Annotated in this window: 18 protein-coding genes, 1 tRNA gene and 1 riboswitch; of the genes, 15 read left to right on the top strand and 4 right to left on the bottom strand. The window is 47.8% G+C overall.

The window, feature by feature from the left end:
* Positions 1-124: 124 nt before the first annotated feature.
* The gene (locus HP552_RS34255; protein ID WP_175399761.1) at positions 125-670 is read right to left on the bottom strand and encodes a thioredoxin family protein; all 546 of its coding nucleotides are present in this window, start codon (positions 668-670) and stop codon (positions 125-127) included.
* A gap of 218 nt (positions 671-888) precedes the next feature.
* Here HP552_RS34255 and HP552_RS34260 point away from each other — a divergent pair, with 218 nt between their 5' ends.
* The 5 genes from HP552_RS34260 to HP552_RS34280 all read left to right on the top strand — a co-directional run bounded on the left by HP552_RS34260 (position 889) and on the right by HP552_RS34280 (position 6,175).
* On the top strand, positions 889-2,544 hold the full coding sequence (locus tag HP552_RS34260) for an RsmB/NOP family class I SAM-dependent RNA methyltransferase (RefSeq protein WP_175399762.1): 1,656 nt from the start codon (positions 889-891) through the stop codon (positions 2,542-2,544).
* The gene (locus tag HP552_RS34265; RefSeq protein ID WP_175399763.1) at positions 2,541-3,287 is read left to right on the top strand and encodes a pseudouridine synthase; all 747 of its coding nucleotides are present in this window, start codon (positions 2,541-2,543) and stop codon (positions 3,285-3,287) included. Before HP552_RS34260 ends, HP552_RS34265 begins: the two co-directional genes overlap by 4 nt.
* A 268-nt stretch (positions 3,288-3,555) precedes the next feature.
* A complete protein-coding gene (locus HP552_RS34270; protein ID WP_175399764.1) occupies positions 3,556-4,359 on the top strand; it encodes a Cof-type HAD-IIB family hydrolase in 804 nt (267 codons plus the stop codon).
* Positions 4,360-4,460: 101 nt separating this feature from the next.
* Positions 4,461-5,525, top strand: a complete 1,065-nt coding sequence (locus tag HP552_RS34275) for a hypothetical protein (protein ID WP_175399765.1) — start codon at positions 4,461-4,463, stop codon at positions 5,523-5,525.
* A 104-nt stretch (positions 5,526-5,629) separates the two neighbouring features.
* Positions 5,630-6,175, top strand: a complete 546-nt coding sequence (locus HP552_RS34280) for a GNAT family N-acetyltransferase (protein ID WP_175399766.1) — start codon at positions 5,630-5,632, stop codon at positions 6,173-6,175.
* Between the two features lie 107 nt (positions 6,176-6,282).
* Here the strand turns inward: HP552_RS34280 and HP552_RS34285 are convergent, their stop codons facing one another.
* Positions 6,283-7,677: an RsmF rRNA methyltransferase first C-terminal domain-containing protein gene (locus HP552_RS34285; RefSeq protein WP_175399767.1), complete on the bottom strand. Its 1,395-nt coding sequence runs from the start codon at positions 7,675-7,677 to the stop codon at positions 6,283-6,285.
* A 191-nt stretch (positions 7,678-7,868) separates the two neighbouring features.
* Here HP552_RS34285 and HP552_RS34290 point away from each other — a divergent pair, with 191 nt between their 5' ends.
* Complete coding sequence (locus tag HP552_RS34290; RefSeq protein WP_175399768.1) at positions 7,869-8,999, top strand: glycosyltransferase family 4 protein; 1,131 nt, start codon at positions 7,869-7,871, stop codon at positions 8,997-8,999.
* 103 nt (positions 9,000-9,102) lie between these two features.
* On the opposite strand, the gene HP552_RS34295 is transcribed toward HP552_RS34290, so the two are convergent.
* On the bottom strand, positions 9,103-10,161 hold the full coding sequence (locus HP552_RS34295) for a YkvI family membrane protein (RefSeq protein ID WP_175399769.1): 1,059 nt from the start codon (positions 10,159-10,161) through the stop codon (positions 9,103-9,105).
* Positions 10,162-10,365: 204 nt separating this feature from the next.
* Between HP552_RS34295 and HP552_RS34300 the strand changes: the two genes are divergently transcribed.
* From HP552_RS34300 to HP552_RS34315, 4 genes are all read left to right on the top strand, one after another.
* On the top strand, positions 10,366-10,947 hold the full coding sequence (locus HP552_RS34300; protein ID WP_175399770.1) for a xanthine phosphoribosyltransferase: 582 nt from the start codon (positions 10,366-10,368) through the stop codon (positions 10,945-10,947).
* 97 nt (positions 10,948-11,044) lie between these two features.
* A complete protein-coding gene (locus HP552_RS34305) occupies positions 11,045-11,374 on the top strand; it encodes a hypothetical protein (protein WP_175399771.1) in 330 nt (109 codons plus the stop codon).
* A gap of 118 nt (positions 11,375-11,492) precedes the next feature.
* Complete coding sequence (locus HP552_RS34310) at positions 11,493-11,711, top strand: hypothetical protein (protein ID WP_175399772.1); 219 nt, start codon at positions 11,493-11,495, stop codon at positions 11,709-11,711.
* Between the two features lie 119 nt (positions 11,712-11,830).
* The gene (locus HP552_RS34315) at positions 11,831-12,160 is read left to right on the top strand and encodes a carboxymuconolactone decarboxylase family protein (RefSeq protein ID WP_175399773.1); all 330 of its coding nucleotides are present in this window, start codon (positions 11,831-11,833) and stop codon (positions 12,158-12,160) included.
* A gap of 79 nt (positions 12,161-12,239) precedes the next feature.
* On the opposite strand, the gene HP552_RS34320 is transcribed toward HP552_RS34315, so the two are convergent.
* The gene (locus tag HP552_RS34320; RefSeq protein ID WP_175399774.1) at positions 12,240-12,704 is read right to left on the bottom strand and encodes a C40 family peptidase; all 465 of its coding nucleotides are present in this window, start codon (positions 12,702-12,704) and stop codon (positions 12,240-12,242) included.
* Positions 12,705-12,709: 5 nt separating this feature from the next.
* A riboswitch (cyclic di-AMP (ydaO/yuaA leader) is annotated at positions 12,710-12,841 on the bottom strand.
* A 361-nt stretch (positions 12,842-13,202) separates the two neighbouring features.
* On the opposite strand from HP552_RS34320, the gene HP552_RS34325 reads away from it, so the two are divergent.
* The 5 genes from HP552_RS34325 (at position 13,203) to HP552_RS34345 (ending at position 22,123) form a co-directional block, all read left to right on the top strand.
* Positions 13,203-13,287 (top strand) — tRNA-Leu (locus HP552_RS34325).
* 326 nt (positions 13,288-13,613) lie between these two features.
* Positions 13,614-17,507 carry a X2-like carbohydrate binding domain-containing protein gene (locus tag HP552_RS34330; protein WP_175399775.1) on the top strand — a complete coding sequence of 1,298 codons (3,894 nt, stop codon included), beginning with the start codon at positions 13,614-13,616 and terminating at the stop codon, positions 17,505-17,507.
* Positions 17,508-17,789: 282 nt separating this feature from the next.
* Positions 17,790-20,000 (top strand): helix-turn-helix domain-containing protein, encoded by a 2,211-nt coding sequence (locus HP552_RS34335; RefSeq protein ID WP_175399776.1) that lies wholly within the window; start codon positions 17,790-17,792, stop codon positions 19,998-20,000.
* Between the two features lie 322 nt (positions 20,001-20,322).
* On the top strand, positions 20,323-21,207 hold the full coding sequence (locus tag HP552_RS34340) for an ABC transporter permease (protein ID WP_175399869.1): 885 nt from the start codon (positions 20,323-20,325) through the stop codon (positions 21,205-21,207).
* 16 nt (positions 21,208-21,223) lie between these two features.
* The gene (locus HP552_RS34345; protein ID WP_175399777.1) at positions 21,224-22,123 is read left to right on the top strand and encodes a carbohydrate ABC transporter permease; all 900 of its coding nucleotides are present in this window, start codon (positions 21,224-21,226) and stop codon (positions 22,121-22,123) included.
* Positions 22,124-22,149: the final 26 nt, after the last annotated feature.

Consider the following 22,149-nt stretch of genomic DNA (forward strand, 5'->3'; position numbering starts at 1 on the left):
TCAAAAGGATTTGTCGGGGTGATTTTTAATTAATTTCCATGGGATTAATGTGCGAATGAGTGCGTGGCTTGTCCGCCAAGACACAGCTTAAATGAGGTCATGACTTGAAATCATAGGTTAGCCTTTAGCTTGCTGAAGGAGTTGTGCTAACTTTGTACTTTTCAAAAAATTGTTTGTAGTCATCCAGTGTGTAGCCGTTGTCGCTGCCGTTCTCCTGCAGGCCGCCAACCATGCGGTCCTTCTCCACACCATCCTGATAATAAACCAGCGTAGGTGTATATTCGATGTTATAATCTGTCCAGCCTGAATCGAACTCACGCAGATTGAATTGTGGCAGATCAATGCCTTCTTCATCTACCAGCGGCATTAACTGAGGTGTAGTTGCACGGCAATGTGAGCAGTCAGAGGCAAAGAAATAAACAAAAAAGCTTTCCTTACTGTCAATCTTGGTTTTAAGATCATCTGGCAGGATAATCTGTTGATAGTTAGGATCATCAAGCAATTCGCGTGTAGCCGGATTAAGCTTGGATGCTGCAATGCCATAAGCGTTCTCGACAGCGTCCATTTGTTTCTTGGATTGCTGATTCACCAGGACGAGCGCTGCAAGCAGCACGACAAAAATACCCAGGAAAATCAGGATTGAGGCACTTTTCTTTTTCTTCGATTTCATTGGACCATCCCCCATTAATCATATCAAAATATAGTTTTGGCAAAAATAGAGTATGGGATAATATACATAAACACCCGTTTTTTGCACGAGAATCAACCTACTTGTCATTATACAACATTACACGTTGTAGTGGAATATGCAGTGAAGCCATAGGAAAGCTGCACCCCGATATGATAACATAGAACAATATGCATTTTAACAGGACAGGATGAGTGAATATGGCTGTACAGCTACCTATAATCTTTGCCGAGCGTATGAAAGGTCTGCTTGGTGATGAGTTTGAACAATTTATGAAATCATATGAACAGTCCCCGCATGCGGGGCTTCGAGTAAATACGTTAAAAATATCATTGGATCAATTTGATGAATTGGCTCCTTTTGATTTGCGGCCCATTCCGTGGTGCGGGACGGGCTTTTATGTGCCTCATGGTGTGAAGCCAGGTCTGCATCCGTACTATCATGCGGGTCTATATTATATTCAGGAACCAAGTGCGATGGCCCCGGTTGAACTGTTGGGTGTTCAGCCTGGGGATCATGTGCTGGACCTGTGTGCAGCACCGGGCGGCAAGTCAACCCAGATCGCTGCGAAACTTCAGGGCAGGGGTGTGCTGGTAACCAATGATATCCATGCGGAACGGACCAAAGCACTTGCCAAAAATGTGGAACTGTACGGTGTACGCAACGCAGTTGTGCTGAATGAGTCACCTGAGCGGATTGCCGGTGCATTTCCACATTATTTTAATAAGGTGTTAATTGATGCGCCATGTTCGGGTGAAGGCATGTTCCGTAAAGATGAAGACATGGTCAAATCATGGGAACATCATTCGGTGGAAAAATGTGTGCTCATGCAGCGTGACATTTTGGAGACAGCCGCGAAGCTGCTTGCTCCTGGGGGAACCATCGTTTATTCCACGTGTACGTTTGCGCCAGAGGAAAATGAGGCCATGATTGCGGAATTTCTGAACCTCAATCCAGACTTTGTCGTGAAGGACATTCCGGCAGCGGCCGGGTTTGCCCCGGGAAGACCCGATTGGGTACGCCAGATGCTGCCTGAGACGGCAGAAGAGACCGATACTGTGTTGGATCAGACGCGCGGTACTGCAAGGTTGTGGCCTCACTTGTTGGAAGGAGAAGGCCATTATGTAGCTGTATTACAGCATCGTTCTGAATCCTTTGCAGAAGTGAGCAGCATCACGGGAGAAAAGAGCGAGATTGAATCCAGAGTACACGAGGATCAAACGATCGCTGTGACTCAGCCTCTCAGCAAAGCAGATCGAAAACGGGAACGCTTGATGAGAACCGAATCCAGAGAGCGAAATGACAGACCGGCACGAGGTGGCAAAAACGAAGGAAGAGTCGGAAGAAATAACGAGCGTGATACTCGTAAAACCAATCGTGGCAAAGGGCGAGGGACTGAGCAGGTGAACATTGATCCAATAACGGTTTATCAACAATTTATTGAAGATCATGTGGAACTGGAGCTCTTTGGTGAAACGGTATTTTACGGTGATCGTGTGTATCAATCTTCTGTTGGTGCGGCGCGACTGGAAGGGCTTAAGGTGATCCGTCCGGGATGGTTTATGGGTACGGTGAAGAATGGACGATTTGTACCGTCTCACCCACTGGCTTGTGCTCTGCATAGCAATGAGGCAAAGAGGATGATAAACCTGGCTTCCGCGAACGGAGAAGCGGTGAGGTACCTGAAAGGCGAGACCTTGAATATCGAAGAAGCACGCGTGGAGTGTAAGCGAGATGCAGCGGCCAAAGGATATGCGTTGGTGTGTGTGGACGGGTATGCGCTCGGCTGGGGGAAATGGCTGGATGGCGTGCTGAAAAATGAGTATCCAGCGGGCTGGAGGTGGACATCGGTATGAGTGAAAAAGGAAAGAAAACGCAGCGCCTCGATAAAATATTGAGTCACATGGGTGTAGGTACGCGCAGTGAGCTCAAGAAAATGGTGAAGCAAGGCAGAATTCTTGTCGATGGCAAAACGGTGAAAGATAGTGGGATTCAGGTGAACCCGGAGACCAATGTGATAGAAGCTGACGGGGAGCGGATTGTGTACCGGGAAATGATCTATCTGATGCTGCATAAACCCCCTGGTGTGGTGTCGGCAACGGAAGACAACAGGGATAGAACCGTGCTCGACCTGCTGCGCAAAGAGGACAGAATCTTCGAGCCATTTCCTGTGGGACGGCTGGATAAGGACACGGAGGGCCTGCTCATTTTAACGAATGACGGTCCCCTTGCGCATGATCTGTTATCCCCGCGCAAACATGTACCCAAGACCTACGAAGCTCGTGTATTGGGGAAAGTGGATGACGAGGATGTACAACGGTTCAAGGCTGGCATACACCTGGATGATGGCTATGAAGCTATGCCTGCAGAGCTCACCGTGCTTAGTCATGAGGAGACCGAGGAGGGAGTTATTTCTACGATATCGCTCATTATCCACGAGGGTAAATTCCATCAAGTGAAACGAATGTTTCTGGCTGTAGGCAAACGAGTGGTTTATCTAAAACGAGTAGCCATGGGCGAACTTCAACTCGATTCCGAGCTGCCGATCGGCAAATATCGTGAACTAACCGCAGACGAGTTAGCTTGTCTGCGTAAGTAAGGCTCCCGTCCTACGCGAAGCGGAGCAGGGAGCCGGGCAGGGAGCGAAGCCCTGTCCGCAATGGTCCCCTTAAGCTTGGCCTGGATTGCCGCATGAAGCGGTGATCCGGGCAGACAAGCGCTCCCACACCCAGCGTCACATAGCAAGACCCGACCCCTCGCCGGTCAACAGACGGGAGTCCAGAGGGCAGAGCCCTCTGGGGCCCTCCCTCGGAAGGGAGGGTTTGGGAGGGTGCGATTCCCCTAATCAGATGAGGAGTGAAGACCCAATGACAATCAAACTAATTGCGCTTGACGTAGACGGAACACTGCTTAATGATCATCATGAACTTACCGAATGGACCCAAGAAATTCTGATTCGTGCTTCCCGTCAGGGGGCCGAGATTGTTTTGTGTTCAGGAAGAGGTCCGGCCAACACCATCCCTTTTATGGAGCGAATGGGTCTCAACGGTTATGTTATTACCCATAACGGAGCAGTGACTGCCGAGGTGGAAAGCCGTGAAGTGGTGCACAGGTTTGCGATGGATGGTCAAGGCTTGGAACCGTTTATAACGTATTGCCGCACAAATGGTGTACATTTTGATATCAACACGGCATTTGGATTATATGTAGATCAGCCGGAAGGCTTGGAGTTGCAGGTTCGGGAGATGTACACCAATTTCATGATGGAGCCCTTAAAGCTGCCGCAGTGGGCGGATCTGACAGAACCGCTTGCCAAATTCACCGCGTTTGGACCGTTAGAGCAGATGGACGAGGTTCAGCAGGAATGGGGAACATGGAATCTGCCTTACTATATGACTCGCAGTGGTGACTTTTTCATTGATCTGATGCACCCGGAAGCCTCCAAGGGAGCGGCGCTGAAGAGACTGGCCGAATCCAAAGGTATGGTTCCTTCCGAGATTCTGGCGATTGGCAATTACTACAATGATATTACGATGCTGACTTATGCAGGCATAGGGATTGCGATGGACAACTCACCGGAAGAGGTCAAGGCCGCTTCGGATGAAGTGACTCTTTCCAACAATGAGCAGGGAGTTGCTCATGCCATCCAAAAACATGTTCTAGCTGTCTAATTACAGCCACATGTTTCATTTTCAAAGCATCCTGCTTCATATTCTACTGGCCTCGTGGGCAACCTATGAGAATACCATTAGAAATGGAGGAGGACAGGCACATGAATCAGAAAGTGGAACTGATCCCGGATCTGCGTACATCAGGTGGTGAAGTGCTGGATGTGATGGTGAATGATCAATATGCTGGCTCGCTTCTGCTGGTGTACAGAGAAGGAGACCGTTTGTCTGGCAGTCTTCAGATGGAACGAGAATTGGTTTCAGAGGATGCAGAAAAGCACATCATTGAACAAGTTCATTCTTATATCCGATCACTTACGGATGCAGTCGAGGCTATCTATTACGAAGTGCTGGTTAGCTGCGGCACATTGCATTCCGTCCTGCAAAACCTGGAATTTGATCCGGAGCGGCAGTCGGATGATATGGACTATGAGGCTGATAAATACCTGGATGACATGGATTCGGATAACTCACGATTAATTCCTGATGCAGCAAATGAAGCTTTTACATATGAAGATCGGGAACATGTGCTGGAAATGGAGCTTGTAACTGCCGGACGAAGCATATCGACTTATGTGTTTAATGATGCTGGTGGCAATGAGCTGGCCGAAGCTTCATTGAAACAATATGGGGCCGACATTCAAGGCGAGATACACTGGTATGACGTACCTCTGGAGAATCAGCTGGATGCTGCAGCAGAGCTGCTCGTAAGAGAACTCGACGAAGAAGTGATCGATACGATTACTCTTCGCATGTGGCACCAGGGCAATGAGCTGGAGTCCATGGAGTGGGTACACCGTGACTTTGCCAATGAATCGGATGAAGAGGAGTATGTCGAATACGAGGAATGGGACAATTCTGACGATGAGATGGATGAAGCAGAGGATTCCTGTTACGTCATGTTGGTGCGCAAAGACCGGGAATTCAGGGTCTATGAGCTATTTCTGCAGGAGCGCGGCGGATTGCCTGTGGGGACAGCAACCATTGATACCTCTCATGCTGATCTGACAGGCTATATGGATTACCAGGTACCCGGGACCAGTGCACAGCGGCGGGAATTGGTTGAGGTACTGCTTCAGGAACTGGATAAGGAACTTGAATTCAACACACTGCACCTTACCATGCTGTACCGTAACCAAATTATTGATGAAGCGAAGATTGACGGGTAAAAGGCTTTGGCCTTTTACCTTTTTTTTGTTTTCTTTTTGACGTAAAATGGATTTCCGGGTATAGTTCCATTAGTTCTAAAGAGACCTGAAAGTGGAGGAGTACGATGAAGCATTCATTTAAAATCATTTCTGAGTATATTAACGATGATTTCAGAGCAATGCAGGCTCAGCCGGAAGACACAGAGGAGGTGTTGTCCCTGCTAGTGGAGACAGCCGAATGGCTGAGAAGTCAGGGATCTTCCCAGTGGAGTGCCCTTTTGAAAGGTGAGGATTCTCACGATACAGCAGGAGCAATCCGGCGTGGAGACGTGTTTGTTTTTAAGAAAGACTCCAAAGTGGCAGGTATGGTTATTTTGCTGCAGCAGCCAAGTGCCTGGGATAGGCAGCTATGGGGGACTCAAGCTAATGAAGAGGATGGTGCTGTTTATGTACATCGTCTGGCGATTCGCAGAAAATATGCCCGTACTGGCTTGGGTAGGGACATTTTGGCCTGGTCCAGCAGTGGGATCCGCTTCGAGAACAAACATGTCGTAAGATTAGATTGTGTTGGGGACAATGAGCGGTTGAATGAGTTTTATCCTCGGAACGGGTACACCTTTGTGGGGAAAACGGATGGTTATAGTACGTATGAGAGGCCAATACCATTCTAAGCTATTTTAAAATACAGATTGCTTAACGATTCGTTAACTTGATCATATGAACCTAAAATAAAGCCGGGAGCAACCATGCTCACCGGCTTTGAGTCGTGATGATTTTCCTACTGCATGCGTCTCAGGCCCTTGGGCAAACGATTCTTTAATTGTCCTGCACTGGCTTTTCCCCAACCGAGCGGAAGTCCATGAACAGTCACGAGTGTCCAACCATTGAGTTCGCTGTCGGCGGGAAGGCTCTCACCACGAAGGTAAGCGGCTGCTTGGCTGCTCTCCACGTCGAGAGAGATGTGCTGCATGTTACTGGCCTCATGTTGTCCAAGAGCCAGTGCCAAAGCATGAGCAGGCTCAAACCGCCCTTTCTTCCAGTCACCGACATGAAGTCCCGGGCGCGGCAATTTTAATCCGTTTAATCGATCATCTGTAAGCAGCTGTGCAGCATGCTCTGGCAGTACATATAATGCTTCGCCAAAGAGCAGGGGTCTGCCTGTCCCATTGGCAATAGCCACTTTATGTTCGGAGCTCCAGGCACGATACGCATTCCAGGCGGAATTCACTTCTTTGGACGAGGAGCTTTGACGCGGGCCCTTGCCTTTTTTGTCTTTGCGTTTGGGCGGTTGATCGTCCTGTTCCACGGATGCAGACGCCTGCGTTCCTGCTTTGCTCACTACAGCCACAAAATGTCCCTCACCCTGAGCCAGATGGGGCCAGATTCGTTCGGTCCGCACCAGGGACAGATCAGGATAGGCGGCAACCAAACGTTCCATCATGCCTTCATTTTCTTCGCGATTGAAGGTACAGGTGGAATAAGCCAAGGTTCCGCCCGGTTTAAGCATGATATAGGCATCCTGCAAAATGTCCCATTGTCTGTTTACACAAAGGGTTACCAGATTGTCGCTCCATTCGGTCACTGCATCCGGATCTTTGCGGAACATGCCTTCACCAGAGCAAGGGGCATCCAGCATGATCCGGTCAAAGGCACCCGGAAAACGAGCTGACAATTCCCCAGGGGCTGCGCTGGTAACAACGACGGAAGAAAGGCCCATCCGTTCCACGTTTTCTGCCAGAATCTTGGCGCGGGCCGGATGGATTTCGTTAGAAACCAGCAGACCTCGATCCTCCATGAGTGAGGCGATGTGAGTGGTTTTGCCGCCTGGAGCTGCCGCGAGATCCAGAATGATCTCACCCGGCTGTGGATTCAGCATTTCCACTGCCGACATGGCAGAAGGTTCCTGAATATAGTATAGTCCTGCAGCATGATATACATGTTTGCCAGGACGTTCATTGGGAGGGTAATAATAACCCGTTTCGCACCAGGGTACCTTGGTCAGGTCAAAATGCTCAATAACCTGTTTTTTTAATTCATTTGTGGTTTTAATTGAGTTGAATCGCAGCCCCTGCACACGGGGGTGTTGGTAGCTGTTGATAAATGCTTCTGCTTCTGAGCCGAGCATTTCCCGAATATGATGTATATACGACTCAGGGAGTGAAGGCTTGCCCATGTATTAATGTTCTCCTTTTCATTAGCTTACCTGCATGGCCTTTTCCGAAAAACGGCAGGTGCTGTAAGCTGCAACGTTGTTGTTAAAATGGTGGGGAATACACAGTTATTTCTTTACTGAAACATACGTTCTAATATATCATGATTGTAGATGTACTGAAAAGACTGAAGCTAGAAAGGGGGAAACTAACGGTGAAATTGCTGCAGGCGCTTTTCTTTCCTCCGGAGCAGCCCGGAGGTGTATCCTCTATGATACCGTATATGCAGGAGAGGTTTACAACTCCGAGGTGGGAGATGGACCTGTTCTCGCTGCCGAAGCGAATCCGCAACAAGGGCAGAGAGGACGTGCAGTTCGAAACGTTCGATTGGACCCTATATCAGGAGAGTCCGGTCGTTCAAAAATATATGCAGACGTACCGTGATTATTTATGGTGGACTAAACTGCGCATTCAGAAACCCTACGACTTGATTCATGCTCACCACCCCATTGCAGGTCTGGCCATGAAGAATGTATTTCCAGATACACCGCTTATTCAGACCATTCACTCAAGTTATGAGCGGGAGTTGATCCTGAATGGTCGAATTGAGCCGGACGGTCTGGAACATCAGTTTCTTCTCGCCATATACGGCGAACTTGAGCATCAGGCAGAGCGACTGTTAACCGTCTCGGATTCATTTAGGCGGTATTTGACACCCTATGTGAAGCAGCCCGACGTGATTGGCATTATTCCGAACGGTTTCGATGAAAAACGCTTCAAACCCATTCCTCATGACAATGCCATTCCACAACTGGTAACAGTGTGCCGACTTGTTCCTGCCAAAGGACTTGATATTTTATTTAAAGCGTGCGCGGAACTCAAAGGGCGGGGACATGACTATGTTTTGCATATTATCGGGGATGGTCCGATTCGACCTGATTTGGAAGAGTTGGCACAGCGGCTGGGCATATATAACGAAACCATTTTTTACGGATACACGCTGCATCCTGAGGAATTCATGCCATTCTTTGATATATTCGTACTTCCTTCCCGTGCGGAGGCATTCGGATCCGTATTTGCCGAAGCAGCACTGAGCTGCCTTGCCCTTATAGGCACCGATGTGGGCGGAATACCCGAACAGATCGAGAACGGCAGCAACGGGCTGCTGGTGCCTCCAGAGGATCCGCCAGCACTTGCTGAGGCGCTGGAAAAAGTCATGCTGGATCCCTCGTATCGCTACGAACTTGCACGCTCGGCATGTGAGAAAGCCAAGACGCATTACTCTTTGGGCAGATCGGTTAACGAACTGAAAAAAATGTACCTGCAATATGCGAACAAGGAATAGATTCATCAAAAATAAAGGGATGAAGCCGCTGTGAAAAACAGCGGCTTTTGGTCTTGATAATCTGCGTATTATCGATCAACGGATTTCAGTTATAGATTGCAAGTTACAAATTTTTATGCCTCGCGCGAAAACTGCCCCAGCGGTCGGTTACCAACCTTCCGGCCCAGAATAGAGCAAGACTCCCGAAAATCGGGTACAGAATGGATAAAAGGGAGCTGAAACCAAACTGGCTGAGTGAGTAGCACAGCAGCATAATGGTTAATGTTATTAATCTGGGGTGGACTTGCAAGTGCTGACCAAGCTGAAGGGTCATGCCATAGATATCTGCGACGAATGTAGTGAATATTTCCATGAATATCAGAGTTACATACACGGATTGCACAGCCCATCCAAGTTGGAAGGCAATGCTCCCCATTGGAATCTCAAATTGCATGATACCGGGCATCTGGGCTGACATGGCGAAGTGGGCGGCAAGAAGCATGAAGCCTACGCCTATTCCGCCGAATACACCGCCCCACTTCAGCACGTTACGATTTCGGATCTGATTGCCTACCGGCACCAAGACGGCTTGGGCCAGTACCAGATTGAAGGATGAATACAATAGTGGAGAAAGCCACACCTGTACAGGATGGGCATCTGTAGTCAGCGTAATAAACCGTAAAGCACCAGGATGGTGTATGGTGCTTGTAATCATAAGCAAGGACAACAGGAGCATCATCGGAACCACAATGCTATTCATTTGCAGTATGGCTTTGATACCTCGTCCAAGAAGCAGGTATGTTCCCACAATCGTGAGGATCAAACCAGTCTGGTAATGCAGTCCAAGATGCTCCACGAAGACCGAGCCTGCTCCGGCAAGCATTACACTGTTTACACCAATGAGAATCAAAAGTGTTAACCAGGTAATCCATTTGCCTGCCTTGTGCCCGAACAAATGCTTATTAAGATCTTCATAAGAGCGGGAGCCCGTATCATGGGCGATCAGCATCATTTTGGTGCCCAGCCAGACAAAGAGCATGGTGGATAAGCCGATGGTGACGGTGGCCCATTTGCCATACTGGGTAAAAAACTGCAATATTTCCTGCCCTGTCGCGAAGCCGGCTCCTACAACCGTTCCGATGTATGTAAATGCGATCTGCAGCACCCGGAATGCCTGTTTCATGCGTTTCCCCTCTCAGGCCCCTGAATAGTTTGGACATGCGGGTACCATGGTACAAGGTATGCTTGACTCTGGAAACTCATGACAATCGGGAGAAGCTTTACGTTCCTTATCCGGGCTAAAGTTGGGGGAAAGGCGATTTCGCTTGAACTGACAGCCTTATCTATGATACTTTTACCTCATAGGATAGGCTTGGGAGGTCAAATCATGGAAGTATTGAAACAACGAATTTTACAAGAAGGCGTAGTCATCTCGGATCAGGTGCTGAAGCTGGACGGATTATTGAATCATCAGATTGATCCTGCTTTGACGATGGAGATGGGGCGCGAGTTTGCTGCTCGTTTTCGTGAAAGTGGAGTGACCCGGGTCATTACGGTAGAGTCTTCAGGGATTCCGGTTGCATTTGCCGCCGCTCATGAACTTGGGGTGCCGCTTGTATTTGCCCGTCGCAAAAAGACGCTTCTGGCTGATCCTGATGCCTACTGTGAACGCGTACCTTCCTTTACCAAAGGGATTGTAACTGATATTATGGTATCCCGCGAATACATTCATGAGAATGACCGTATTTTGTTTATAGACGATATCATCGCCAACGGAGATGCTGCCCGCGGTGTCATTAAAATTATCGAGCGTTCGGGCGCGGAGCTCGTCGGATTCGGCGTGGTTGTCGAGAAATGTTTTCAGGCAGGAGCACGCACCATCCGCGAACAGGGCATACCGGTTGAAGCCTTGGTGCGCATTCGTTCACTGAACGATGGGACCGTGCAATTCGACGATAACGAAATGTGACAGTTTCAAGGAAAAGGGCCTATTTTTTGAACAATGCCTTTGCATGACCGCGGATTTCATTTATAATGGGGTTATGTTAGGGAGAGGAGGCAACACCATGGGGAACCAACCGGCATCAGAACAATTCTTTATTGAAAAGCTGGCGGAGTCGAAAGTTCATTTTGAACGTGCCCTGGATTGTAAACATACGGAATTCGATGACCTTTATCCCTATATGATTGAACATCCTCAATTTTTCTGGTACAAACGCTATGTTGCCTGGTCAGAGTTGCTGACAATTGTAGGCTTGTGCGAAGAGTTGTCCTTCTCTTGGAAAGAACAATTTACACCGCATCAAGTGGAGTACCTTGAAGAACGTGTGATGTCCGCCAAAGTGCTTGATTTTTGGTTCGAGAAGAACGACAGCAAAGAGCACGCGCAGCGGTAACTTTCAGTCGGGACATTTTTCGAATGACATGACAGTCCAATACAGTCACGTGAGACCTAAATGACTTTTCATTTAGGTCTCTTTTTGTAAATAAATTTGGAACATAGGAGCCATAGACATGATTAGTGATGCAGAATTGGATGCACTGCGCTTATCGGGTGAAAAAGTAAGAGTGATACGGGACGGGCTGGAATCCAACGATGTAACCGGGATTGTCGTTGCCTGGGATGGGGAACAGGTGCTCATCCGCCGCCAGAACAGACGCGTGGTCAAGTTGGATCGTAACTATCGTTATCAGCTCTTTAGCGAACCGCGTCAAAGCCCGCTCAGTGAATAAAAGAGACCCGGTCCGATGCATGGAATTACCATGGATGTTTTGGCATAATTGCACCACTCGGGAGAGAAGATAGGTACAGCGAGAAGGTAACATATCAGCTGAGAGGATGTGCAATAGCCATGACATTGATGAATGATAAGGTTCATGCTTATAAGGATCAGATTGGAGAATTAAGCAACGCGTTGCCTGGGGTGGTGAAATCGTACCATGAGTTTACCGGGGAATGCTTTCAGTCAGGTGCCATTGATGCCAAAACCAAGCAGCTGATTGCTCTCGGAATCGGATTGTTTGCCAATAACGAGGTATGTACGTTTTACCATGTGGAAGAGGCCCGTGCAAAGGGTGCAACCGACCAGGAAATTATGGAGACGGTAGCGGTAGCAGGAGCCGTTGGTGGCGGTCACGCGCTGTCACAAGGCGCAATGCGTGTACAAAAAGCATTGCACTAGGTTCTCCTTGAGAATGAGTAAGCATAGCAAGACAGAAAAACAGGCCCTGGATTGATCCGGAGCCTGTTTTTTGTCCAACTTATATTTTTCCGAGCATCTTGTTATACATAAATTGTCCAGTTACCCGGCGTGCGGTAACGTAACGTGTGTTAAAATACGGATTTGATAATTTGGTAATGCTGACACCTTTGCTGCTGGAGGCATGAGCGAACTGTCCGCCACCAATGTATACGCCTGTGTGTGAAATGCCTTTGCCTGAAGTGTTGAAAAACACCAGATCACCTGTCCGCAGATTCGCTTTGGATACCGGAGTACCTGCTTTGGCTTGCTGTTGTGATGTACGTGGTAATTCAATACTATATTTTTCAAAAATATATCTCATAAACCCAGAGCAATCAAAACCGGCCAGCGTCGTGCCGCCCCACTTGTAAGGTATGCCAGTCATGCTGTTAACGACGGTGTTGATACTGCTTGCCTCAGTGCTTGCTGCACCGGATGTAAATAGAATGGCTGCTCCAAAAATAGAAATGATAAGCTTTTTCAAAATCAATGTTCTCCCTTCGATGCCTACGGAGTTAGCTAAGGGTTCGGTAGAAGGTTCCCTATATTTCCTATGTATAAGAATAATTCACCCAAAATGGTTCCCCCGTTTTCAAACATGAAACTCGGCAATTGAATAATTAAGTTTTTGTAACCTTTTGAAACTATATTGCATAAATGCGTAATTGTCAAACGTTTCTTCCTCCTTCAATGTTAACGGAATTCAAGACTTTTTGCAGAATAGAGTAGTTCCGAATGATTATTTATGATGACAAAAAAGTAATTTGTGTTTCAACAGGGGAGAATTTGGACAAATATTTTGATTGGAGTAAAAAGAGAAGAGACGATTCGTTTCCGACATGTAAAGTGAGGTCATTCTGACTTCAGCGCTCTATATATGCCTTTGTGATATATCCATTTATTTTAAGTGTTGACACTATGAATTCCACATGATATATTATTTATTGTCGCCGCGATAGATTATCCCGGAGATATACCATATGCGGTCGTGGCGGAATTGGCAGACGCGCACGGTTCAGGTCCGTGTGGGCTAACCCCCCGTGGAGGTTCGAGTCCTCTCGACCGCATCATAAGAAAAGAAAAGGTTTCTCGTTAGGCTAACGCCTGCGAGAGACCTTTTTTTATGTCTTTTTTGAGGAACGGAACTCCCAACTCTATTGAGGATTTGCCACTTGATTGAGGCGTAACAAAAGATAATTCATTTTGGTCTATACCTGAGGTAAAAGGAAAAATGTCTGTTCTATGGCTGATTTGCCCCCGTAATCAAGGTGAAATGTACGCAAAATGCCGAATTGTACCTATCCCGGAAATAGTACATCCACTATTCTCTTCTCGTAAGGAAAGCGCTATCATGAATGGCTTGAATTCACATTTCAGAGGGGGTAGGGATGATTTGAAACGAATAGGGAAAAGGATGGCGATGGTTCTTCTGGTGTTCATCATGGCAGCAGTACAGTTTGGTTTTACAGGAACAAAAGATCACGTAGCCGAAGCGGCGGATGCAGCATTTGCCGAGAAACCGTATATGGGCTGGAGCAGTTACAGTATGCAGGTGTATGACCCTTCAGTGAAATGGATATCCGCAGAGAGCATTAAGAAGCAGTCGGATGCCATGCGCGAGAAGCTGCAGGCCCATGGCTATGAGTATATCAACATTGATGCGGGATGGAATGGAGACAATGACGAATACGGAAGACCGATCCCTAACGAAGCGCTGTATCCGAACGGATTCCAGGAGGTGATTGACTATGTTCATAACAATGGTCAGAAGATCGGGATCTATCTGATTCCTGGACTATCCATTGATGCGTACAATAAAAATTTGGAGATCTACGGGACGGGTGGAGCATGCCGGATGCAGGACATCGCATACCAGCCGCTCACGGTGATGGATGCCTGGAATGCCTATACCTATAAGATTGATTTCTCGAATCCGTGTGCTCAGAAATACATCGATTCCATCGCCGATCTTCTGGGCGAGTGGGGTATTAACTTTGTCAAATTCGACAGTGTGACCCCAGGTTCGGGAATCAACAATTTGAGCCGGGATGCACGAGGAGATGTGGAGGCCTGGTCCAAGGCTTTGGCAAGACATAATATCTGGTTCGAGCTTTCATGGGCACTGGACCACAACTACGTGGATTTCTGGAAAAAACACGCCAACGGCTGGCGTATCGACTGGGATGTCGAAGCATACGACAGTAATGTGGGTTTGACGCAGTGGGCTAATATTGCACGCCTGTTTCCAATCGCAGCGCTTTGGTGGCGGGATGCAGGCCCCGGCGGATGGAACGACTTTGATTCGTTAAACATTGGTAATGGCTCCATGGATGGGCTCACCAAGGATGAGCGGAAGACAGCGATGACGTTCTGGGCGATCTCTTCTGCACCCTTATATACAGGAAATGACATGACCAGACTGGACAGCTACGGACTGGAACTGCTGACGAACGATGAAGTGATTGCCGTTAATCAGGCTGGACGTCCGGCTCATCCGGTCTCGATCGATACGAAGCAGCAGGTATGGTATGCCAATAATGGAGATGGGACCTACAGTGTAGCCTTGTTTAATCTGGGCAACCGAAGTGTTGAGGTCAATGTCAACTGGAGTGATATTGGCCTGGAAGGTCCCGCATCGGTCCGTGATCTGTGGAGCCACTCTGAACTGGGTACATTTAACGAGGAATTCAGCAGCGGTTTATTGGAGCCTCATGCTTCACGGATGCTGAAAGTAACAGCGCTGAGTGGAACATCAACTGTGAATGACGATGATACGGGCATGCGCTATAACGGGGATTGGAAGCGCAATGGAGGCAAGGAACAATTAGAAGGTGCACAGGATTTGAGTATAGTCATTCAGGATTCTACGGGCACGGAACCCACGAATCCGGGTACGGCGAGCGATTCGAATGCTGCAGATGAACCAGCTGCGTCTTCCGTCTCCGGGAACAATGCCACGGTTACCGATGTGGTCTACGTTAACGATGACGACAGTGAGATCCAATACACGGGTTCATGGAACTCGAATTCCGGCAGAGGTTTTGGGGACTACAATGACGATGTGCATTATACGGAACAAGACGGGGATTATTTGGAGTACACGTTTACAGGTACAGGCATTGAGCTGCTGACAGAGAAACATGGAGAGCAGGGAGATATGAGCATCATTCTTGATAATGGAACGGCAGAACAAGTAAGTGCTTATACCGATGGAGAAAGGGAAGTTCAGCAGGTGCTGTACAGCAAAACGGATCTGCCCAGTGGCACACATACATTGAAGGTAGTTAAGGATTCGGGCCAGTACATGCTTTTGGATGCGCTCAAGGTATCGAAGGAGAAAGAGGCTGGAGGGCAGAACAGTACGATTAGTCCAACTACAGCAGACTTCGACAAGGTAACGGAGCAACAAGCGGATCTGAAAATCACGTTAAACTTGAACGGCAATGTATTGACAGGCTTGGAACAAGACGGGGTTCTTCTCGATGAGAATGACTACGAGGTCGTTGACAACACGTTAACGATCAAGAAGCAATACCTCGCGCAGCTGCCAGTGGGAACAACAGAGCTAAGTGTGGTATTTAGCTCGGCTGATCTGCAGACGCTGACAATCAAGGTGAGCGATACTTCAGGAATCCGGTTCGCGATGATCAATAACGACGATCCCGCCATCAAGTACAGCGGCAACTGGTCACGCAGTACGGGAAGAGCATTCGGTGACTATCAGGATGACGTGCATTACGCCGAGCAGAACGGCGATTATTTTGAGTATGAATTCCGCGGAACGGGCATCCAATTTTATACGGAAGTCGACCCTTCACAGGGAGATATGGATATCTACGTGGATGGTGAATTCAAGGAAACGGTAAGTGCTTACCGTGAAGGACGATTGGCACAGCAAAAGGTGTACAGTATTTCTGGACTACCGGATGGACAGCACACACTAAGAGCTGTGAAAAAGTCCGGACGGTTCATGCTGCTGGACTTTCTAAAAGTGGAAATCCCCAATATCATTCAGCCGGTGAGCGCCATTTTTGACAAAGCTGAATCTGCGCAGGCAGATATTGAAGTGAAGCTTTTACAGGAGCCGGAAAGTTTCAGCAAAATCATGAACGGATCACAAGAACTGGTTGTGGGGACCGATTATGAGGCAGCAGGTGATCGGGTAACATTGAAAAAGTCGTATCTTGCCCAGCAGCCGCTTGGCACGCTGAAACTTAGCTTTGTCTTTGACGGCGACTACCTCAACGATATTCATTATTCGACCGTAGATGGTGATTCATTTGAGTATGTCTTCAAAGGAACCGGCATAAGCATGATTTCACCTACCGGGCCGCAGCAGGGGGAAGTAGACATCTATATCGACGGAAACCTGGTCCAGACGGTAGACACATACAGCCAAGGTCGTAAAAATCAGCAGGAGATATACAGCATCTCGGGAATGACAAGTGGTGTACACACGCTGAAAGCCGTTAAGAAGTCTGGAGAACTTATGCTCACCGATCAACTGAAATTTACAATCGCTGCCGGGAACGGTGGGCCAACGAATCCGACAAATCCACCAGGACCGTCCGTACCTTCCAATCCAGGGGCACCATCAGCTCCCGTCACACAGCCTCCGGTAACTCCTTCGGAAGCTCCTGAAACAGGAACGGGAGAGGAACCTTCGGAAAACACGGATGATAAGACGATGCGGCATGAGGCCTACATTAACGGATATAAGGGCGGTTTGTTCAAACCGAATAACAAGATCACGCGTGCAGAAATGGCAACCATTTTAGCCCAGGTATATGAAAAAGATGCAGTACAATCGGATGTAACATACAGAGATGTGGATTCATCCCATTGGGGAGCAGAGGCCATTGACAAGGTAGCGAAGATGGGACTTATGAAAGGTTACAAGGATGGCACATTTAAACCAAACCAATCATTAACCCGTGCAGAGATGGCAAGTCTTGCAGTGAGTCTAAATCCGGATCCCGCCACAACGGGCAGCGGATTTAGCGATATCGGCAGGCATTGGGCAAAGGATGCAATTCTGAGAGCACAAAGCTTGGGAATCCTGACGGGTTACCGTGACGGCACTTTCCGGCCGAATGCGGAGTTGACACGGGCAGAAGCCGTTGTCGTCATTAACCGAGCGTTCAGCAGAGGCCCGCTTACAGGTGTTTCGCAGCCGAAGTGGAAAGATGTCTTACCTTCGCATTGGGCTTTTGGAGATATTGAAGAAGCTTCTGCTGATCATGTTTCGAAGCCTGCTGCAAATGGCGGGGAACAATGGGTGGAATAGTGTGGAAATAGCTTCAGTGAGAAGGGGACCCAAGTGGTCCCCTTCTTTATAATGATACGGAATAATCAAGAGAGAGGATGTTGGTGGTGAAAAAAACGAATACAGCTGCTGCATGACCAAGAAAACATTTGACTAAGTTAAAAAATGAGATAATCTGTGAGTATGATAGCGCTGCCAATATCTCGGTAAGGGAGGGGGTTACCCATTAAAAATTCCAGTGTTTTTCGGAAATTTCTCATTTCGTATGTGATCATTTTGGTTATACCCAGCATTGGTGGTTATATGTCTTATCTCACTTCGATTTCCGTAACACAGTCCATTTCCATTGAGAATGGGATTACCCAGCTTGAGAAGGGACAAGAAATATTGGAGCGCCGCATGGCTGAAGTCGAAGGTTTCACGAGACAGCTTGCCGTTAGTCAGGAACTGAACGTTCTTATGAATGAAAGGGATAACGAAACGAATGTATATGGCATATGGCGAGCCATGGAGAATGTACTGACGTTTGGACAGACAAATGATTTCCTGCAAAATTATTATATTTATCTGGCCAATTATGATTTGATCCTCACCCCGGGCTCTTCCTACAGGCCGAATCATTATTACACCGATTTTCATTATACCGATCTGTCACTGGAGGAGTGGATGAAGGAAGTATTAGATCAAACGCACCGGAGTGAGATCAAGCCGCTCAGTTCCTATGTCAGCAGAGGTCAGCAAACTTCGGTCATTACGTATATGCAGTCATTGCCTTTGGACAGCTTCAATAATTCTTCACCAGCGGTCGCCGTCGTTGTCATTGACGAGAAAATGATTGTTGGACTGCTGTCCAGTCTGACGGATCGATATGGTGGATGGGTTCATATCAGTGATGCGCAGGGAAACACCATCGCGCTGAAGGGCAGCGGAGTATCAGAGATGGCCAAGATGACATCCGATCCGGGTTTTGATCAGAGCAAGGTCAGTCAGTTTTATGAGAATGATCTAGTCATCACAACTCGATCCGATACGAATGGCTGGGTTTACCAGGCAGGGATTCCCAGGGATCTCCTTTTGGAAAATGCAAACAAGATCAAGAAGATGAGTATGCTCATTACAGGTGGTACATTGTTGATCGGCCTGGTTGTTGGACTTATATTGGCCTATCGCCACAGCGCACCGATTAATCGGCTGCTTAGTGTGATGAAGGAGCAGTTTGGGAGAGATGAGGGAGCTTCCAGGAACGAGTTTGATTTTCTTAGCGGGAATATCGCGGATATGATTACCAAGAATAAGCTGCTGGAATCGGAGCTGAATCGGCAGCTTCCACTCGTGAGAGATGCGTTTTTGAAACGACTGATCTCTGGTGAATTCAAATCGCGGGACGAAATTCATTCCGCTGCTGAACAGGCGGATATCCGTTTGCATCAGGGGACGGGGTATGCAGGCATCGTTCAGATTAACGGTTATGGCAGCATGGACAACGTTGAAGTCCTGAATGAGCTGAACGCTTCCCGGCTGCTGCTGAAGCAGGCTCTGAGTGATGTAGGTGTTGATATACTGATGACCGATTGGGGATCGGATAAAGTGGCTACGTTGTTTTTCTCCACGGAGGAGGAGGCTGGCAGTGACCAAACAGTAGAAGATATTACACAGACCATGGAGAATTTGGCACAGGTTATGTTTAATGAATACCGGATCACCATCCAGTCGGGATTTGGCAATTACTTCACTTCCGTGACGGAAGTCAGTCATTCCTTTGACCAAGCCAATCAGGCGCTGGAATACGCCATTTATACGAACCAAAGAGGCGTGATGTGGAATAGTGAAACCCAGATTGAAAATACGACCTATTATTATCCGCTCGACTCAGAGCAGCGCCTGATAACGACGATCCGGGCCGGAGAGCTTGAAGAAGCCAAGCGAATTGTCGAATCGATCATGATTCAGAACATGGAGCAGCGGGAGCTGTCCATGGAGATGAAGCATCAACTTATCGGCGAAATGAAGGGTACCTTTATCAAGCTGCTTGATCAGAAAGCATTTACGGAATACGATGCCATTGAAAATGTCAAACGGCGGGTCATCGAGATTGGATCTGCAGAGCCTCTGGAATCCGTCAAGTCTGATTTGTACGAAATCATGGAAGAACTGTGCGGACTCATTGCTAACAAGAAGAAGGATATCCATAGCCAGATCATTAAGCAAATCAAAGAATATACCGCGGAGATGTATTCGGATACCGAGCTTACGCTGTATCGTGTTGCCGAACAGGTTGAGCGGCCCGAGAAATACATTTCTCAACTGTTCAAGGAATATACCGGCGTTAATTTCTCCGATCATCTGATTAAGGTCCGAATGGATCAGGCGATAATTCTGCTAAAGAACAGTAATTATACGGTCGATGAAATTGCGACAAGAGTCGGTTACAACAGTTCGCATTCCTTCCGGCGCGCCTTTAAGCGATTGAACGGTATTTCTCCCAGCGTGTACAGACAATCGGACTACGAATAAATCATCCAGGTCCTGCGACCGTGTTGTCCCTACCGGAACAATGCGGTCTTTTTGTGTTTTATAGCGTTTCAAATGGAGAAATGGCCGTTCTGATGCTGGTTTGTTCCCTCCCAAAAGGGATAACTGTACGCTTTATCGCTCAAGTGTACCTGTTAAGTGGACAGCCAAATCCGCTATGATCAACTTGCAGAAAGCGCTATCATTCATTGCACATCACAGACTGTAGTCAGGGGGGGTTGTTCTGGAGAAAGAAGTTGTTGTGAATCACAGGTCATTGCCACAGAGAAAAGGAACGAGCATCTGGAGCAATGCCGGCAAGAAAATGAAGAAGCACTGGCAATTGCATCTGCTCGTTATTCCGCCATTGCTGTTTTTTCTCATTTTCAAGTATTACCCGATGATCAATGCGGTCCTTGCTTTTAAGGATTATAACGTCATTAAGGGAATATGGGGAAGTCCTTGGGTCGGTTTGCAAAACTTCCGTTTATTCTTTGAGAATCCATTATTCTGGACACTGGTCAAGAACACGATCATATTGAGCGGATATTTGCTGCTGGCGGGATTCCCGATTCCAATTATATTGGCACTTATGATTAATGAGGTTCGGAGCACAAAGTTCAAAAAATTCGTCCAGCTCGTATCCTTCGCACCCTATTTCATCTCGACGGTCGTAATGGTATCCATCATCATGCTGTTTCTGGCACCGCGGCTTGGCTTTGCGAACATTGCCCTTAACTTCTTTGGGCTTGAATCGGTCAATTTTCTGGGTGAACCAGGGATGTTCCGATCGATCTATGTCTGGTCGGATATATGGCAGACTGCGGGGTACAGTTCGGTCATTTATTTGGCAGCACTCGCTGGTATAGATCCGACGCTCTATGAAGCGGCCAAAGTGGACGGAGCTTCCCGCTTTCAGAAGATCAGGCATGTTGACCTGCCAGGCCTTGTGCCAACCATCGTTATCATTCTGATTCTCAATGTAGGGAATGTCATGGCCATCGGCTTTGAGAAGGTCTACCTGCTTCAGAATCCGCTCAACCTCGCCAACTCGGAAATCATTGCAACCTATGTTTATAGCATCGGCCTGCTGAATGCCAACTACAGCTTTGCGACGGCGGTCGGGCTTTTCAACTCGTTAATCAATCTCGTTTTATTGGTTACCGTGAACGGGTTGGCGAAACGAGTGACCAACAACAGTATCTGGTAGGAAAGGAGTGTCTTAAGTGGCAGCAACTATACAAAAAAGGATCAAGGAATCTGCCGCCGACAGAGCGTTCCTGATCACCATCTATGTTGTGCTCAGTCTCGTTGTGCTTGCGGTCATCTATCCTTTGATTTTTATTATCAGCAGCTCGTTAAGCAGTCCGGCAGCCGTCACTTCGGGCCGTGTATGGCTCTGGCCGGTAGATATTTCATTTAGTGGTTACAAGGCATTATTCAATACCCCTGAGATTCTAACAGGCTACGGTAACTCCATCTTTTATACAGTGGCTGGTACGCTCATCAGTGTGGTCCTGACCATCATGATCGCCTATCCGTTATCACGCAAAAGCTTTTTTGGCCGGAATGCCTTAATGATGATCATTACCTTTACGATGATATTCAGCGGGGGGTTAATTCCCACGTATATGGTGGTGAAGCAGCTTCACCTGATCGACACCCGGTGGGCTCTGCTGATTCCTAATGCCATTTGGGTCTGGCAGGTCATCATTGCTCGTTCATTCTTCAAATCCTCCATTCCCGAGGAATTGCTGGAAGCCAGTGAGATGGACGGATGCAGTGACATGCGGTTTATCTGGAGCATTGTCCTTCCTTTATCCAAGCCGATTATCGCCGTGCTGGTACTCATGTATGCGGTTGGACAATGGAATGCCTATTTCGATGCCCTTATTTATCTGAAATCGGCCGACTTGTTCCCATTGCAGCTGATCCTGCGCAGCATTATTATTCAGAACAACAGCGGAGGAGCGATGGATGCGGCGAAAATGGTGGAGAGACAGCAGCTTGCCGAGCTGCTAAAATATTCCTTGATTGTGGTCGCTACATTACCTGTACTTGTGATATATCCGTTTGTACAGCGCCATTTCGTACAGGGAATGCTGGTTGGTTCCATCAAGGGCTAATTCTCATCTTTGCACGTACAGAATCA

Source organism: Paenibacillus xylanilyticus (assembly GCF_013359935.1).
GTDB classification, from domain to species: Bacteria; Bacillota; Bacilli; order Paenibacillales; family Paenibacillaceae; genus Paenibacillus; species Paenibacillus xylanilyticus.

Bases quoted from the DNA above. Each gene is read 5' to 3' on its own strand.
- HP552_RS34285 (WP_175399767.1), bottom strand. From the start codon at position 7,677: ATGGGCAAGCCTTCACTCCCTGAGTCGTATATACATCATATTCGGGAA.
- HP552_RS34255 (WP_175399761.1), bottom strand. From the start codon at position 670: ATGAAATCGAAGAAAAAGAAAAGTGCCTCAATCCTGATTTTCCTGGGT.
- HP552_RS34280 (WP_175399766.1), top strand. From the start codon at position 5,630: ATGAAGCATTCATTTAAAATCATTTCTGAGTATATTAACGATGATTTC.
- HP552_RS34260 (WP_175399762.1), top strand. From the start codon at position 889: ATGGCTGTACAGCTACCTATAATCTTTGCCGAGCGTATGAAAGGTCTG.
- HP552_RS34305 (WP_175399771.1), top strand. From the start codon at position 11,045: ATGGGGAACCAACCGGCATCAGAACAATTCTTTATTGAAAAGCTGGCG.
- HP552_RS34315 (WP_175399773.1), top strand. From the start codon at position 11,831: ATGACATTGATGAATGATAAGGTTCATGCTTATAAGGATCAGATTGGA.
- HP552_RS34310 (WP_175399772.1), top strand. From the start codon at position 11,493: ATGATTAGTGATGCAGAATTGGATGCACTGCGCTTATCGGGTGAAAAA.
- HP552_RS34340 (WP_175399869.1), top strand. From the start codon at position 20,323: ATGAAGAAGCACTGGCAATTGCATCTGCTCGTTATTCCGCCATTGCTG.
- HP552_RS34275 (WP_175399765.1), top strand. From the start codon at position 4,461: ATGAATCAGAAAGTGGAACTGATCCCGGATCTGCGTACATCAGGTGGT.
- HP552_RS34265 (WP_175399763.1), top strand. From the start codon at position 2,541: ATGAGTGAAAAAGGAAAGAAAACGCAGCGCCTCGATAAAATATTGAGT.
- HP552_RS34335 (WP_175399776.1), top strand. From the start codon at position 17,790: ATGTCTTATCTCACTTCGATTTCCGTAACACAGTCCATTTCCATTGAG.
- HP552_RS34300 (WP_175399770.1), top strand. From the start codon at position 10,366: ATGGAAGTATTGAAACAACGAATTTTACAAGAAGGCGTAGTCATCTCG.
- HP552_RS34270 (WP_175399764.1), top strand. From the start codon at position 3,556: ATGACAATCAAACTAATTGCGCTTGACGTAGACGGAACACTGCTTAAT.
- HP552_RS34295 (WP_175399769.1), bottom strand. From the start codon at position 10,161: ATGAAACAGGCATTCCGGGTGCTGCAGATCGCATTTACATACATCGGA.